This window comes from Streptomyces varsoviensis, from assembly GCF_000718635.1.
GTDB lineage: Bacteria > Actinomycetota > Actinomycetes > Streptomycetales > Streptomycetaceae > Streptomyces > Streptomyces varsoviensis.
Window position 1 is genome coordinate 69,003 of the sequence record NZ_JOBF01000024.1, and the last position, 13,745, is coordinate 82,747.

The 13,745-nt window shown below is 69.6% G+C and carries 15 protein-coding genes; 10 read left to right on the forward strand and 5 right to left on the reverse strand.

The window, feature by feature from the left end; genetic code table 11:
- Window positions 1-176 precede the first annotated feature (176 nt).
- Both IF55_RS28590 and IF55_RS28595 read right to left on the reverse strand, forming a co-directional pair.
- The gene (locus tag IF55_RS28590; protein WP_048832652.1) at window positions 177-1,739 is read right to left on the reverse strand and encodes a 4-hydroxyphenylacetate 3-hydroxylase family protein; all 1,563 of its coding nucleotides are present in this window, start codon (window positions 1,737-1,739) and stop codon (window positions 177-179) included.
- 157 nt (window positions 1,740-1,896) lie between these two features.
- Window positions 1,897-2,457: an FMN-dependent NADH-azoreductase gene (locus tag IF55_RS28595; protein WP_078645386.1), complete on the reverse strand. Its 561-nt coding sequence runs from the start codon at window positions 2,455-2,457 to the stop codon at window positions 1,897-1,899.
- A gap of 368 nt (window positions 2,458-2,825) precedes the next feature.
- Here IF55_RS28595 and IF55_RS28600 point away from each other — a divergent pair, with 368 nt between their 5' ends.
- The 3 genes from IF55_RS28600 to IF55_RS28610 are packed head-to-tail and all read left to right on the forward strand — an operon-like array spanning window position 2,826 to window position 4,971.
- Window positions 2,826-4,136 carry an aromatic ring-hydroxylating oxygenase subunit alpha gene (locus IF55_RS28600; RefSeq protein ID WP_030891926.1) on the forward strand — a complete coding sequence of 437 codons (1,311 nt, stop codon included), beginning with the start codon at window positions 2,826-2,828 and terminating at the stop codon, window positions 4,134-4,136.
- Window positions 4,133-4,657: an aromatic-ring-hydroxylating dioxygenase subunit beta gene (locus tag IF55_RS28605; protein WP_078645389.1), complete on the forward strand. Its 525-nt coding sequence runs from the start codon at window positions 4,133-4,135 to the stop codon at window positions 4,655-4,657. The genes IF55_RS28600 and IF55_RS28605 overlap by 4 nt, the downstream gene beginning before the upstream one ends.
- Window positions 4,657-4,971, forward strand: coding sequence for a ferredoxin (locus IF55_RS28610; RefSeq protein ID WP_048832653.1), 315 nt, complete (start codon window positions 4,657-4,659; stop codon window positions 4,969-4,971). Before IF55_RS28605 ends, IF55_RS28610 begins: the two co-directional genes overlap by 1 nt.
- Before the next feature lie 153 nt (window positions 4,972-5,124).
- On the opposite strand, the gene IF55_RS28615 is transcribed toward IF55_RS28610, so the two are convergent.
- Entirely contained in the window at window positions 5,125-6,204 is a 1,080-nt protein-coding gene (locus IF55_RS28615; protein WP_157854589.1) for an alpha/beta fold hydrolase, read from the reverse strand.
- A gap of 903 nt (window positions 6,205-7,107) precedes the next feature.
- Here IF55_RS28615 and IF55_RS28620 point away from each other — a divergent pair.
- The 5 genes from IF55_RS28620 to IF55_RS28640 all read left to right on the forward strand — a co-directional run bounded on the left by IF55_RS28620 (window position 7,108) and on the right by IF55_RS28640 (window position 10,899).
- On the forward strand, window positions 7,108-8,358 hold the full coding sequence (locus tag IF55_RS28620; RefSeq protein WP_106980494.1) for a hypothetical protein: 1,251 nt from the start codon (window positions 7,108-7,110) through the stop codon (window positions 8,356-8,358).
- A 738-nt stretch (window positions 8,359-9,096) separates the two neighbouring features.
- Window positions 9,097-9,981, forward strand: coding sequence for a helix-turn-helix domain-containing protein (locus IF55_RS28625; RefSeq protein ID WP_037966955.1), 885 nt, complete (start codon window positions 9,097-9,099; stop codon window positions 9,979-9,981).
- Window positions 9,974-10,108, forward strand: coding sequence for a DUF397 domain-containing protein (locus tag IF55_RS41525; RefSeq protein ID WP_425428530.1), 135 nt, complete (start codon window positions 9,974-9,976; stop codon window positions 10,106-10,108). Before IF55_RS28625 ends, IF55_RS41525 begins: the two co-directional genes overlap by 8 nt.
- A gap of 10 nt (window positions 10,109-10,118) precedes the next feature.
- A complete protein-coding gene (locus IF55_RS28635) occupies window positions 10,119-10,415 on the forward strand; it encodes a DUF397 domain-containing protein (RefSeq protein ID WP_245661477.1) in 297 nt (98 codons plus the stop codon).
- A gap of 214 nt (window positions 10,416-10,629) precedes the next feature.
- Window positions 10,630-10,899, forward strand: coding sequence for a hypothetical protein (locus IF55_RS28640; protein ID WP_030890821.1), 270 nt, complete (start codon window positions 10,630-10,632; stop codon window positions 10,897-10,899).
- Window positions 10,900-10,996: 97 nt separating this feature from the next.
- Here IF55_RS28640 and IF55_RS28645 read toward each other — a convergent pair whose 3' ends face one another.
- Window positions 10,997-11,398: a hypothetical protein gene (locus IF55_RS28645; RefSeq protein WP_030890824.1), complete on the reverse strand. Its 402-nt coding sequence runs from the start codon at window positions 11,396-11,398 to the stop codon at window positions 10,997-10,999.
- A 462-nt stretch (window positions 11,399-11,860) separates the two neighbouring features.
- Here IF55_RS28645 and IF55_RS28650 point away from each other — a divergent pair, with 462 nt between their 5' ends.
- The gene (locus tag IF55_RS28650; RefSeq protein ID WP_030890830.1) at window positions 11,861-12,733 is read left to right on the forward strand and encodes a Bax inhibitor-1/YccA family protein; all 873 of its coding nucleotides are present in this window, start codon (window positions 11,861-11,863) and stop codon (window positions 12,731-12,733) included.
- Between the two features lie 99 nt (window positions 12,734-12,832).
- On the opposite strand, the gene IF55_RS28655 is transcribed toward IF55_RS28650, so the two are convergent.
- Complete coding sequence (locus IF55_RS28655; protein ID WP_030890833.1) at window positions 12,833-13,063, reverse strand: DUF4287 domain-containing protein; 231 nt, start codon at window positions 13,061-13,063, stop codon at window positions 12,833-12,835.
- Between the two features lie 98 nt (window positions 13,064-13,161).
- Here IF55_RS28655 and IF55_RS28660 point away from each other — a divergent pair, with 98 nt between their 5' ends.
- Window positions 13,162-13,482: a hypothetical protein gene (locus tag IF55_RS28660; protein WP_078645398.1), complete on the forward strand. Its 321-nt coding sequence runs from the start codon at window positions 13,162-13,164 to the stop codon at window positions 13,480-13,482.
- The last annotated feature ends 263 nt before the right edge of the window (window positions 13,483-13,745 follow it).

Genomic DNA, 13,745 nt, shown 5'->3' on the forward strand with positions numbered 1-13,745 from the left:
GCTAGCACTCTAGTCCCCAGCTCCCCATTGATCCCGGTTGGTACGCGCGTGTCGCCGCGCCGCCGTGTCCCCGTGTCGCTGCGGCGCCGTGTCGCCGCCGGCCCGGAGCACCCGGGTGTGCGAGTGGGGAGATTCCCCACTCGCACACCACCGCGCCCGCGACGAGAAGGACGCCCCTACGACGACGGCTGGCTCTTCGCCGGGTACATCCCCGTGAGCGGCTTGGTCGGCGGGGGCGGCGGCGCCATGTCCAGCACCTCGGGCGAGAGCGGGATGTCCATGCTCCGCTCCGACCCGGCCAGCGCCCGTTCGACCGTCCGGTGGATCTCCGTCTTGTCCGCGCCCAGGTAGAGCCCGGCGGTCAGCCGCACCGGGTCGCCGCTGTAGTAGTTCACGTACTGCATGAGCCGCTGACCGAACCCGTCGCCCGCCACGTCCCAGGCGAGCTTGAACAGCCGGACCCGCTCCTCCGCCGAGACGCCCGGCCGGCCCCGTACGAACCGGTCGATGAACGGGCGCAGTTCCGCGTTGGCGAAGTCCCCGCCGGACGGCGCGTAGAAGAAGTTGCCGGCCGCCAGCGTCTGGATGACCTCGACCATCCGGCGGTGCGTCGGCGCGGTCTGCATGAGGAACGCCATCATCCCCGGCATGTACGGCACCCAGGTGCCGTCCGGCAGCGGCGCGGCCATGGCCTCGGCGCCGTAGAACAGCGTCCGCAGGGTGTCCAGCCGGGAGATCAGGTCGCCCAGCTTCTCCTGCACGTGCAGGAAGTTGTCGATCCCGGTCGCGTCGGCGATCTTCGTCGCGATGCCGCACAGCAGCTCCAGCGAGGCCAGGCTCCGGGCGCCGTTGACCACCAGGACGCTCGGGTCGTTGCCGAGCACCCGGTTGACCAGGTCCCGGCTGCCGGGCCGGCCGTCCACCACGACCCGGTCCCACGGCACCAGCACGTCGTCGAAGACGGCGATGCAGTCCATCTCCTCGAACCGGCTGCTGAGCGGGTGGTCGAACTCCGTCCGGCCGGCCGGCGCCACCGGCTCGCGGCAGATGAACTTCAGCCCCGGCGTGTCGATGGGGACCGCGAACACCACCGCGTAGTCGTCGTCGCCCGGGGCGATGCCCCCGAAGGGGACGACCATCAGCTCCTCCGCGAACGGCGCCATGGTGCTGAGCATCTTCGCGCCGCGGACCACGATTCCCTCGTCCGTCTCCCGCACCTTCCCGAGGTGCAGAAAGGGGGACTCCTGCTGGGAGGAGGGCTTCGACCGGTCGATCGCCGGGTTGATCAGCACATGCGTCAGGAACAGGTCGTTGTCGCGTACGTACTCGTAGTACCGGCGCGCGTTCTCGCCGAACCGCTCGTCCAGCTCCCCGAAGACCGGGGCGTTGGCGTGCCAGCCCAGGACGAACGCGTTCATGAAGTCGGGCGAGCGGCCCATCATCCCGAAGGTGTGGTCGGCGCGGAGCTTGAAGTGCCGCCGCTTGGCGACCAGGTCCTCCTTGCTCCGGCACGGCTGGAACGAGCGCGACAGCCGTTCGCCCGTCGTCGGGGACACATAGGTGCAGACGTCGGCGTACCGCGGATCGCACTGGAGGTCGTACTGCTCGGCGATGGTCCGCAGCGGCCCGGCGAAGACCGGCTCCTCGACGACGTGCGCGATGCGGCGGCCGTTGAGGTAGATCTCCGGGTTGAGCGACTTCAGATGGTCCAGGTACTGCTTCCCCGTGCGTGCGGGCACAGCGTCCTCCTTGTAGGGCGGTGGTCGGGGTCGCGGCTCAGTCGAGGAGGGCCCGCTCGCGCACGGTGAGAGCCTGTGTCATATCCCTGGTCGGAACAGCGCACGGCGTCTGGTGCGTGCGATCGCAAGGCGCCGGAAGGTCCTCGTAGCGGAGCTACTAGGGCAGCGCCGGATCGACCCCTACGAGCGTCAACTCCCGCTCCACGACGGTGAGGTCGAGCTCCCACACGTCGCCGAAGATCCGGCGCATCCAGCCGAGGGCGTGGTCCCAGCCGTCCCGCGGCGTCCCCGGCCCGTACGCGCCGCCCCGGGCGGTCAGCAGCACCGCCGGCCTGCCCGCCAGCGGCTTCTGGCCGCCCGGCGCCATCCGCGGATCGGTGAGGACGAGGTCCACCCAGGTCTTCAGGTGCTGGGAGACGCCGAAGTTGTAGAGCGGCGCCGCGAAGATCATGGCGTCCGCGGCGACCAGCTCGTCGGTCAGCGCCGCCGCCAGCGCCACGGCCTCCCGCTGCTCGGGCGTGTGCCGCTCCGGCGGTACGAACCGGGTCCCGACCGCGGCGGCCCAGGCGGTCGCCGGCAGCGGGGCCTCGCCGAGGTGGCGCCGGACCACCGGCGCGCCGGGGGCCGCCGCCCGCCACTCCTGCTCCGCGAGGTCGGCGAGCGCGCTGGTGCTGGACCGGGCGCCGAGGATGCTGATGTCCAGCCGGAAGAGAGACATGACGGGCTCCGGTGACGGGTCGGGTCGGGTGGCTGCGGGCGCGGAATTCAGCGATGCGGCGATGCGGCGATGCAGCGGTGCAGCTATGCGGCGATGCAGCTATGCAGCGATGCGGCGATTCATCGGGGGCGACCCCGCGTCCGAGATTCATCGGGAATCCGTTCCCTGTCAATGACGGCGGGAGGATTTCCCGGGGTCCCGGGTTCCCGCCTCGTTGTCCGACTGGGAATATCCCCAGTCGGACAACGAGGACGGACGCCTCTGAGATCGTTGACGATGAACTCAGGCGGTTGCCACAATCGTCGCGAATCTTGTGCGGGCAGGCCGGCGTTCGCGTGCCCTGATGGAGGTTTGATGGAGGTTGCAACATGAAGTCGAGCCCGGATTTGCGCACCGATCTCGCCACGGGGGTGGTGGACCGGGAAATCTATACCAGTGAGAAGATCTTCGCGCTGGAACAGGAAAGAATATTCACTCGGACTTGGCACTACGCCTGCACGACCCGCGATCTGAAAAAGCCCGGAGATTACTTCACCGTTTCCATCGCCGAACAGCCGGTCCTCGTGATCCGGGGCAATGACGGGGAGATCCGCGCGTTCCACAACGCCTGTACCCACCGCGGCGCGATCCTGACCGGCGAGCGGTGCGGCAACCAGGGCCAGACCCTCAAGTGCATGTACCACGCCTGGGCGTTCAACCTGAAGGGCGACCTCACCGGCGTCCCCCACGAGGAGGGCTACGGGCCCGGCTTCGACCGCCGCGCCTACGGCCTGCGCCCGGTGCACTGCGACACCTTCCATGACCTGGTCTTCGTCGCGATCCGGCCCACCGTGCCGTCGCTCACCGACTTCCTCGGCGAGATGGCCGACCACCTCGCGCCGTACGTCCAGGGCATCGAGCCCATCGGCCGCAACAGTTGGATCTACCAGGGCAACTGGAAGTTCTGGCACGAGAACTTCCGCGACGACTACCACGCCGAGTTCACCCACCGCAGCATCCGCGACCTGCTGGTCGGCACCACCGCGCGCGGCTGGAACTGGGGCGCGGCGCCGGGCCACTCCGTCCTCCAGTGGGCCTTCCCGCCCCTCGACCCGCCGAAGTACGCCCGCGCCCTCCAGCGCTTCAGCGGCGTGGACTTCTCCGACGGCACCATGCCCGTCGGCTGGAGCAGCATGCTCGCCCAGGGCCCGCCCGGCCCGCCCGAGGGCTTCGAGGGAGGCCCCGACGGCGGCTTCGGGGGCGGCTTCGAGGGAGGCGGGCCCCCGGAGATCCGGCAGGAAGTGCTCGCGCTCTTCCCCAACCTCGACATCCAGCCCGGCCCCAAGGACACCCCGCGCGGCATGAAGGCGGGCTTCCTCCAGACGGTCACCCCGCTCGGCGTCGACCGCACCCGCGTCGACATCACCGTCTACTCGGACATCGAGGACGACGCGGCGGCCCGGCAGGAGGCGCTGGAGAACCTCGCCGACACCCAGGGCTCGTGGGGCAAGCTGAGCTGCGACGACACCGAGGCCGCCACCCGCTGCCAGATCGGCGTGCGCGGCGAGGGCGGCCCGTACAGCCTCTTCACCCGCGGCGTCGCGCCCGGCCGGGGCGGCGAGGACGCGGACGTGCGCGACGAGTACTCGCAGCGCGAGTTCTTCCGGGTCTATCAGCAGTACCTCCAGGACGAGTCATGACCGCCCCGACGACGGAAGGAAGGCACGACGCCGGTATGCCGACAGCGGCCATGACCTCCCCCGGCCTGCGCGCCGAGGTCGAGGACCACTACATCTCCTACGCCCTGACCATGGACGACAAGCGGCCCAACGACTGGGTCGCGCTGTTCCTCGGCACCGGGCTCTACGCCGTCGGCACGCACAACAACGTCTCGACGACCGGCATGTGGTGGTACACCGACCGGGGCCCGGGCGCGCTGAAGGAGCGCGCCGCCTATACCAACGGCTACCTGCGCCACAACCCGACCCGGACCCTGCACACCATCACCAACGTGCGCGCGCGGGAGACCGAGGACGGCCGGATCAAGGCCGAGGCGTACGTCGTCCTGTACGTCACCGACCGGGTCGAACTCTCCCGCTTCCACGTCTGCGGCCGCTACGACGACCTCCTCGCGCGCACCGACGACGGGCTCCGCTTCGTCGAGCACCGCGTCGTCCTCGACGCCGAGACCCTGCCCGGCAACATGGGCGTGCTGCTCTGATGCCGTCCGACCGCGAACCCGCCGGGAAGGCCCGGGTCGTGCGCGTCGCCCGCGTCGCCCGCGTCGAGGTCGACCTGACCCGCTGCGCGGGCTACGGCTACTGCGTGGACGCCGCCCCCGAGGTCTTCCGGATGAGCGAGACCGCCGAGGTCGCCGAGGTGCTGCGGCCCGAGCCCGGCCCCGAACTGGCCGACTCCGTACGCGAGGCGGCGCGGGTCTGCCCGGCCAACGCGGTGTTCCTCTTCAAGGACCGGCCGGCGGAACCGAGCCCGGACTCGGAGCCGGACGGGGATGGGGGCGGGTCGGCCGGCTGAGGGAGCGGTTCGCCGCCGCCGTTACGGTCACGTCTTGCCCGATGCGCCCCTGACCGACCGGGGCCATCGGGCGCTCGTACGCCCGTACGCTCGGGGAGCCGGACGGCCGCCCGGCTCCCCGACGACGGCCGCTCGGCTTTCCGATGGCGGCCGTCAGCCGTGGCCGACGACGCGGTTCAGCCAGCACCTGGCCGCCGCCTGGTAGACGCCGGTGTTCGGCACCAGGTTCAGGCCGTGCCCGGCCTTCGGGAGCAGGAGTACGTCGAAGCTGGGCGCGGAGGTCCAGAACGGCGCCTCCTGGGCGCGCAGGGCCGCCGTCGACGTGCAGTCCTCGTAGCCGTCGCCGCACAGCAGCGGGTCGTGGTCGCCGAGGGCGAACATGACGGGGACGTCGATCGACTTGGTGACGGCGGGGTCGGTGATGAGCGGGTCGCCCGCCTCGGCGAAGACGTTGGCGTCCTTGGTGAGTTCGTCGGTGGCGAGCACGCCCGCGTCCATCGGCTGGTCGGCGAAGAAGATGGTCTTGCGGCTGCCCGGCTTGACGGTGGCGTAACCGGCGTCGTACTGGTGCCGCCCGCCGAGCACCGGGTCGGTGTTCGGGTCCTGCCCGTTCTCGATGATCGCCTGCGTACCCGCCGGGTTGTTGAAGTGGCCCAGGTTGGTGACCAGCAACGCGTCGACGTCGTGGTATTTCGATATCTCGATCTCCGACACCGCGGAGCCGAGGGAGTAACCGGCCAGCACCACCTTGCTGAAGCCGGTGCCGCCTATTCGGCCGGCCCGCAGGTCCTGCACGACCTTGTGGATGTGGTCGGCCTCGGTGGTCAGATTCAACTGGGAGCTGGGCGGGACGGTGCTCTTGCCGGTGCCGAGCCGGTCGACGACGAAGGTGGCGTACCCGGCCCGGTTCAGCATCCGGCTGAACGAGTAGGTGTCCGGCTGGTAGGGGAAATCCCAGTAATTGTGGTTGAAGGTCGCGCCGTGCACCATCGTCACCACGGTGCCCGGCGACGCCCCGGCCGGGCGGCACAGCTTGCCCCACATCTTCCCGGTGCCGGAGCCCAGGGGGACGTCGACGGTGGTGGCCCGGCAGTCCGGAGCGGCGGGGCCGGTGGTGTGTCCGGCGGCGGTGCCGGTGCCCGCGACGCCGACCGTAAGGAGCGCCGCCGCGGCGCACGCCGTCGCGACGCGCCGCAATCTGGCGGCGGCCCGCGTCCTTATTACATTCGTCATCCCGTTCGTCCTCACTTCCTCGACTCCTCCGTGACAAACGGCAGACGCCGACCGGCAGGCTGTCGTCGCCGATGCCGTCATCGCTGTTCCGTGTCCGGGGGAGTGGGCGCGCCTCGGAAATCCATTTCCGGCGTCGAGCCGCGGCGGCAGCACGAATTCCCCGCAGTGCTCAGCCGATCCGTTTGCGTACGGAAAGGACAAAGGGCCGCGCGTGCGCGTGAATTCCCCCGGTCCGGCCGCTGTCGGGCCGGTGATACCGCGCGAGCATAGCCCGCTCCGATGCCGCGCCGTCAGCCCCCGAATCCCATACGCCCGCCCCGGGCCTGCCGCGACTTATTGACGACGCTCGTTCCTCTTCCGCTCGGTACGCGGGCGGCGTACGTTGGTGGCCGGGTATGCCCACATCGGCTCGGCCGCTGTGTCGGCGCGGCCAGCCGTCCGGCACCACCGCTACGTGTATTCGTCGGGCCCGCCGCCGTGTTGGTCCTGTAGCCATGCGATCCGGCAGCGGAGGCAGGTGAACCGCCATTGGACTTCACCGGACCCGGGGTGCGGGACCTGGCACAGAATCACCTCGATGCCCCGGCACTTGACGCATTGCACGGGGGAGTTGGCTGTCGGCCCCTGCCGGTACGGATCGCTCCACACGCCGTCGTTCACACGGCCAGTGTGGCGGCGAAGCGCCCGCCCCCGCGGGGCCGACACCCCGGCCCGAGCCCTTCGGGGGCGGCCGCGGCGGGCGCGACGCTGGTACGTACAGGGGTGTAACAAGCCTTCCTGCGACGGTTTTTGGCCCGTTGCGGGCTCACACCGCCGCCCCCGTGGTCGCTACCTTCACCCGTTGACCGAACACACCATCAGGGGGAAAGGGCAACGATGCGCCCCATCAGACCCGTCAGCCGCATGGGCAGAACGCTCATGGCCTGTGCCGCCTCGGCCGCCGTGGCCACCGTAGGACTCGCCGTCTCACCGGCCGCCGCCGCACCCGCCGCTACGGCCGCTGCGGCCGCACACGCCAAGGCCGCCGCCACCGCGCAGGCCGAGTCCGGGGGCGCCTGCACCGCGGCCGACCTCGGCACCCGGCACCCGTACATCAAGTCCTCCGAAGTGACCCCGACGATCACCCACTTCAAGGGCTGGTACGTCACCAGCGGCTCGACCGGCAGCCAGACCGTCACCACCAGCGTCCAGACGACCATCACGGTGTCCGTCGGCCTCACCGGCAAGGTCGAGGGTAACTTCGCCGTAGAGACGCTCGGCAAGGTCGGCGCGAGCCTGGGCCTGGACGTGAAGATGAGCTACACCTCCACCAGCACCGAGTCGACGGCCGTCACCTGGAACTTCCGCGACCCTGGCTATTACGGCCTCTACAAGGGCACCAAGAAGGTCACCGGCACGTACGGCAGCCTCAACTGCAACCGCGTCCAGCAGGGCGACGGCAGTTGGGCGCTGAAGTGGATCGAAGGGTCAGACACCGGCAGCTACACCACCTACACCGCCCTCGAAGAGGGCGCGGTGCGCTGCGAGGACAAGGTCCCCGCCAACAGCATCATGCGCAAGGCGCAGGCCCTCCTCGACTGCGGCTCCGGCACCGCCGCCGCCGAGCACCCGGCCGGCCCGGTCGCCTCCGCGAAGGCCCCCGCCACCCCGGCCCCCGCCACCCCGGCCCCCGCCAAGCGGACCGCCGCCAAGCGGGCCGCCGCCCTGAACTGCCAGCCCGCCGTCTACAAGATCGAGGTGCCCGGCAAGCCCCTGAACTGGAGCGCGCCGCTCCTGGCCAACGACGGCATCCGCCTGCGCGAATCCACCTTCATGAGCGCCCACCTCGACAACTGGCGGCTGTGCGACGTGACGGAGCGCAACGGTGTCATCGAGGCGGCCCTGTGGAACTGGGGCAACGGCGGCTGCGCCACCGTCCCGGCGAACATCGCCAACCAGGAACAGGCCTACCTGACGACGGCCACCTGCGCGCAGGACGACCTCCAGCGGTTCTCCATCTACCGCGACGTACCCGGCAGCTCGAAGATCGGCATACAGAACAAGTACACCGGCTTCATGATGGGCCACGACAGATACGCCGACGGCGAGCTGATCCGCCAGTACTCCAGCGGCCGCCAGGACGGTACGGGCACATACACCCTGACCGCGGTCTGACGGCCCCCCTCCCGGGTGCGGACCCCGGCCCCGTGGGTCCGTCCCTCGTCTCTGCCGCCGAGCGGAGCCTTGAGGCCGGGGCCGAACGTCCCCGGCCTGTTGATGACGGCCGACGAGTTCTCGTCTCGGCTCGTCGCCGCCCCATCGGGCAGGTCCTAGGCGTCGCCTCGACCGCTGTCATCGGACTCGTCCCGGACGGTCAGCCGAACCGCCGTGTCCGGTACCCCCAGCCCGGCACGGTGCTGCGGGCACTGGCACGGAGGGAAGGTTACGGGGCCAGTCGGGGGCCTCGGCCCTTCGTCGGCCACTCCCAGGGACTCTGGGGGAACCGTGAAAATGAGGAGCGCTCCGTTGACTCCTCTCTCCGCGATCATTCGGGCCAGGTGCGCCCGCGCTGCGCTTTTCATGTGACCAGTCGCCTCAATCCGTGCTGTACCCGCTCGGTCAACTCCCGCGTGGGCTCCGCGTATTCGCGGGGCACCCAGTCGGGGGCCAATCGCCAGAATCCGCCGGCGCGAATCAGCGCGTACAGTTCCTCGGCGTCGTCCCTTGGGGCGGGAATATCGGAAGGTTGCTCGATTGCCTTGCGTGCAGTCATGTTCGACCTCACGTGAGTTCCAACTTCTGCCACCAGCATGGGGACTTGTGCGTACGATCCAACAGGGGGTAGCCGGTTATGGCTCACCCCGTAACGCCACGCATAGCGAGGTTCTGGGCATGGGTCTGGATGATGTATCCATGGCAGTCACATATGGCCGACGCCTGCACCGACTCCGCACGGCCGCAGGGCTCACCCAAAAGGCCCTCGGCCTCCTGAGTCACGTTGACCGATCACGTATTGCGCAGCTTGAGGGGGTTACGGGCGCAAAGCCCACGATGGCGATTTCCCGGGCACTGGACCGCGCGCTCGGCTCCGACGACCTTCTCGCCGAACTCCAGCCGTATGTCTACCGCGAGACGTTCCCCGACTGGTCGCAGCGGTTCATGGACCTTGAGGCGCAAGCTCGCAAGCTGGGGCTGTACGTCGCCCAAGTCGTACCGGGGCTGCTCCAAACCGAGGCATATGCGCGCGCGATGCTGACGATGGGTCGAACGCTGACGTCACCTGAACAACTGGAGGAGCGTGTATTGGCTCGACTCGGGCGCCAGGGCATACTCACCCGTGCTGACGGTCCCCAGGTCTGGGTCGTGTTGGATGAGGCTGTGCTCAGGAGGACCGTGGGGGACACCGCTGTCATGCGCGGGCAGTTCGCGCACCTGCTCCGCGCCTTTTCGAACCCTCGTATGAACATCCAGGTTCTGCCGTTCTCCAGTGGGCATCATCAGGCCATGGGTGGCTCGCTCACGATTGTGACGAAACCAGACGGCGCTGAAGCGGCGTACCTCGAAGGCTCTGATTGGGGTCGCCTGGTCGAGGAACCGGAAGACGCCAAGTCGTACGCCGCAACTTACGATGACGTACGGGCGCTGGCACTGCCCCCATCTTTGTCCCGAGACCTGATCCAATCCGTGATGGAGGACAACTACCTTGACGCGCGTGTGCCGACTCGATCTCAGCGCCGTCGTCTGGCGCAAGTCCAGCTACAGCAATCAGGAGGGAGGAGAGTGCGTCGAGGTGGCTGACGGCTTTCCCGTCGTCCCCGTTCGTGACAGCAAGGTGCCCAATGGGCCCGTGCTCATGGTGTCCCCCGACGCGTGGGTGTCGTTCATCGCCTTCGCGTCCCGTAGTGATGTACACCCCGAGGTGTGACCCAACCAGCGTGGAGGTGGATGCCTTGACGCGCGTGTGCCGACTCGATCTCAGCGCCGTCGTCTGGCGCAAGTCCAGCTACAGCAACAAGGAGGGCGGGGCCTGCGTGGAAGTCGCGTTCCGCCGCCCCGGCGTCTGGAGGAAGTCGAGTTACAGCAACCAGGAGGGCGGGGACTGCGTGGAGGTGGCTGACGGCTTTCCCGTCGTTCCCGTTCGTGACAGCAAGGTGCCCGATGGGCCCATACTCACGGTGTCCTCCGACGCGTGGGCGTCGTTCGTTGCCTTCGCGGCCCGTAGCGACATCTGACACTCGCCGGCCCCGCCCGACAGAGCAGCCTCGGGCGGGGCTTCGCCATGGTGTGGCCGTGCGGCCGGGCTGGGGCTGGGCCAAGACGGCGTGGTCGGGGTGGCGTGACGGGCAGCGGTTGAGCAACAGGTGAACAAGCGGGAACGGCGGCGGCTGCGCCGCAGGCGCCTAGCGTTGTGGCGCGTTGAATTCCGTGGTCTTTCGAAGGAGAACCATGCGCACGTGGACCAGACGATCCGCCTTGACCCTGGCCGCCCTCTCCGCCGCCGCGGTGACGCTGACCGGGATGGGTGCCGCCTCCGCGGCGCCGGTGGAGCCCAGCAGCTCCAGCGTTGTGCACGTCACGGACACGCCGCGGCAGGACGTGCCGTTCGGTTCGCTTCAGGAGTGCCAGACCTACGGCAACATCATGGCCCAGATGGGGATGTTGCACAGCTACACCTGCACGCCCTCCGGCGGCCGGTACATTTTCCACTGGAGCTGAGTCTTTTCGGCTGCTGAGATGAAAAGAGCCCCGGAGCGGACCGTTGTCGGCCGTGCCGGGGCTTCTTTCGTCAGGTTTCGGGAGGTTTCCTCAGAGGTCACTGGCCGTACTTGAGCCAGGCCCACAGGGCGAATGCCACCGCGATCGAGATGGAATACTGGATGGTCAGTCTTCTGTTTGCCGGGTCCGACTTGCTGGTCGGTGTGCCCAAGGGGTCCTCGCCCTGCCGTACCGCTATGCGCACGTCTTCTTTGCGCCCTACGGCGCCGAGCGTGAAGGCCAGGACCACGGTGGAGTATATGGAGAGCAGCGTGGTGAGGTCGTGCCCGCGCAGCTTTCCCATCGTCGACAGGAAAAGCACCCCCATGAGGGGGATGAGGGCGACCTGATTCCTGGACTTGGCACTGGGCAGAATGGGCAGCCAGACGGCCAGGAGGGCGGCCGACATGACGATGGCGATGATCCACCAGACATTTTCAGATATGTGAGGGGCGTGCACGACTCTCTCCCTTACCCATGCCAAGACCGGTCGGCGAAGCCGCTCACCCCCCGATCGCGTTGATCGTCACCATTGTCCCAGATCAGCGATGTGGAGCGGCGGCCCCGGAGCGGCACGGCGGCGGTCATGGGCGCCCGCGAGAGCGCGCCGTTCGGAGGGGGCGGCCCGGGCCGCCGGCGAGCCGGACGCCGCGCCTACCGGCTTCGGCGCCGCGCTCCACGCGGCGGCGGCCTCGCGCGACCCGGCGCGCGTTGCCGGGCGGGAGCCGCCCGGTCCCCGGGGGAGGGGCCGCTGACCAGCGGGTGGTGGGAACCTGGCGGGAACTCGGTGGCCGTCGGGCGCGTTTTGCCGTACAGATATCGACGACGGACAAAAAGATCGTCCCCAAGCAGTAGAACTATTTCTTTGCCCACCCATTACCCTTGACCGCGAGGCCGCGCTGGGTGGCCACGGAGGAGTGAGATGAGGAGCAGCAACCCGGTCTTCTCGCGACGGGGGTTCAGCCGCGACAGCGGCGGCTACGCCGGCTTCAACGCGGCACCGCAGGCCGGGGCCCCCACCGCGAACCCGTACGCCGGCGGCAATCCGTACGCCGGTGGGAACCCGTACGCGAACAATCCGTACGCGGCGGGACAGCAGGACCTCCAGCACGGCGCGCCGCCGCAGGCGCCGGCGCAGACCGGCCGGATGACGATGGACGACGTCGTCTCGCGCACGGGCATCACGCTCGGCGTGGTCGTCGTCGCCGCGATCGCCGCCTGGTCCATGAACCTGCCCTGGGGCGCCGGGGTCGCCGCCGGGCTCGTCGCGATGGTCCTGGGCTTCGTCCAGGCGTTCAAGGCGAAGCCGGTGCCCGCGCTGATCATCGGGTACGCGCTCTTCGAGGGTCTGTTCCTCGGCGTGATCAGCAAGGCGTTCAACTACCTCGCCGACGGCGCGCCCGTGCAGGCGGTGCTCGGCACCATGGCCGTCTTCGCCGGTGTGCTCATCGCGTACAAGACCCGGCTCATCCGCGTCGACCGGCGGTTCTACCGCTTCGTGATGGCGGCGGCGATCGGCTTCGTCCTGCTGATGGCCGTGAACCTGCTGTTCAGCGCCTTCGGCGGCGGTGACGGCCTCGGCATCCGCACGGGTGGCCTGGGCATCGTCGTCGGCATCATCGGCGTGCTGCTCGGCGCCGCGTTCCTGGCGCTCGACTTCAAGCAGATCGAGGACGGCATCCGGTACGGCGCTCCGCGCGAGGAGTCCTGGCTGGCGGCCTTCGGGCTGACGCTGTCCCTCGTGTGGATCTACACCGAGATGCTGCGGCTGATCGCGATCCTCAACGACAACTAGCGCGCCGCGCGCGCCGGGGAAGGGCCCGTCAAGGCATCGACTGCCTTGCCGGGCCCTTCGGCGTTGTGGCGGTTGTGGCGGGGGAGGTCGTCGGCGCCGCTAAAGCAGCTTTCGCGCGGCCCGCCGGAGGTCGTACTCGTGGATGATCGCTTTGGCGTGGCCGTACGCGAGGTTGTGCTCGCCGCGCAGCCAGCTCACCTTCTCCTCGAAGCGGAAGAGAGCGGGGCCTTCGTCCACCGTGCGCAGCCAGTCGGCGACTTCACGGCCCGTGCAATGGGGGATGTGGGAGAGCAGGTTCCGGTGAGTCTCGTCGGAGAAGACGTGGGACATCGGCGCCTCCGGACGCGTCGAATGCTGGTCCTTCATGTCACCGTGCCTGAGTGTTCAGGCGTTGGCAACAGTCGGCGGGCGGCACATAGGCTCGCGCCGTGGATGATCTGACGTCTCTGCTGACAGCCGTGGACTCCTTCGCCGACCGGCTGCGCGCCCTGCCGCAGTCCCGGCTGAGCCGGGGGGCCGCCGCCGAGGGGCTGGAGCTCGCGCGCGAACTCGCCGAACGCGCCAGGAGGTTCGAGGAACCCGACTCCCCGGGGCCGCGCGACATGCCGGACGCGGGTCTCTTCGCCGCCGCCGACCAGGTCGCTGTCGCTGGACACGACGCCGTGGAGGCGCTCCGCGGGGCGCCTGCGGCGGAGGTCGAGGACGCCATCGCCTCCGTAGAAGCCGCAGCCAAACGGTGCGGGCTCTGAGCCCGCACCTGCCCTACCGGCCGCTCCCCGCCACCGGGGGTGCGCGCCTCGCGCCGGAGTTCGCACCTGCGGTGGGGCCGCCGCTGCCCCCGCCGCTCAGGGCGCGTCCGCGCCGGAGGCCCTACCTGCGGTGCCCCCGCCGGAGGCGGCCGCGTAGGCCGGGCGCCCGGCTGTACGGGCCGGGGTGCGCGGCAGGGGCTGGGCGGGCCCTGTTGCGCAGCGCGCTGAGCGCGGGTTGTGCGGGGCGGCGTTCAGGAGCTGCC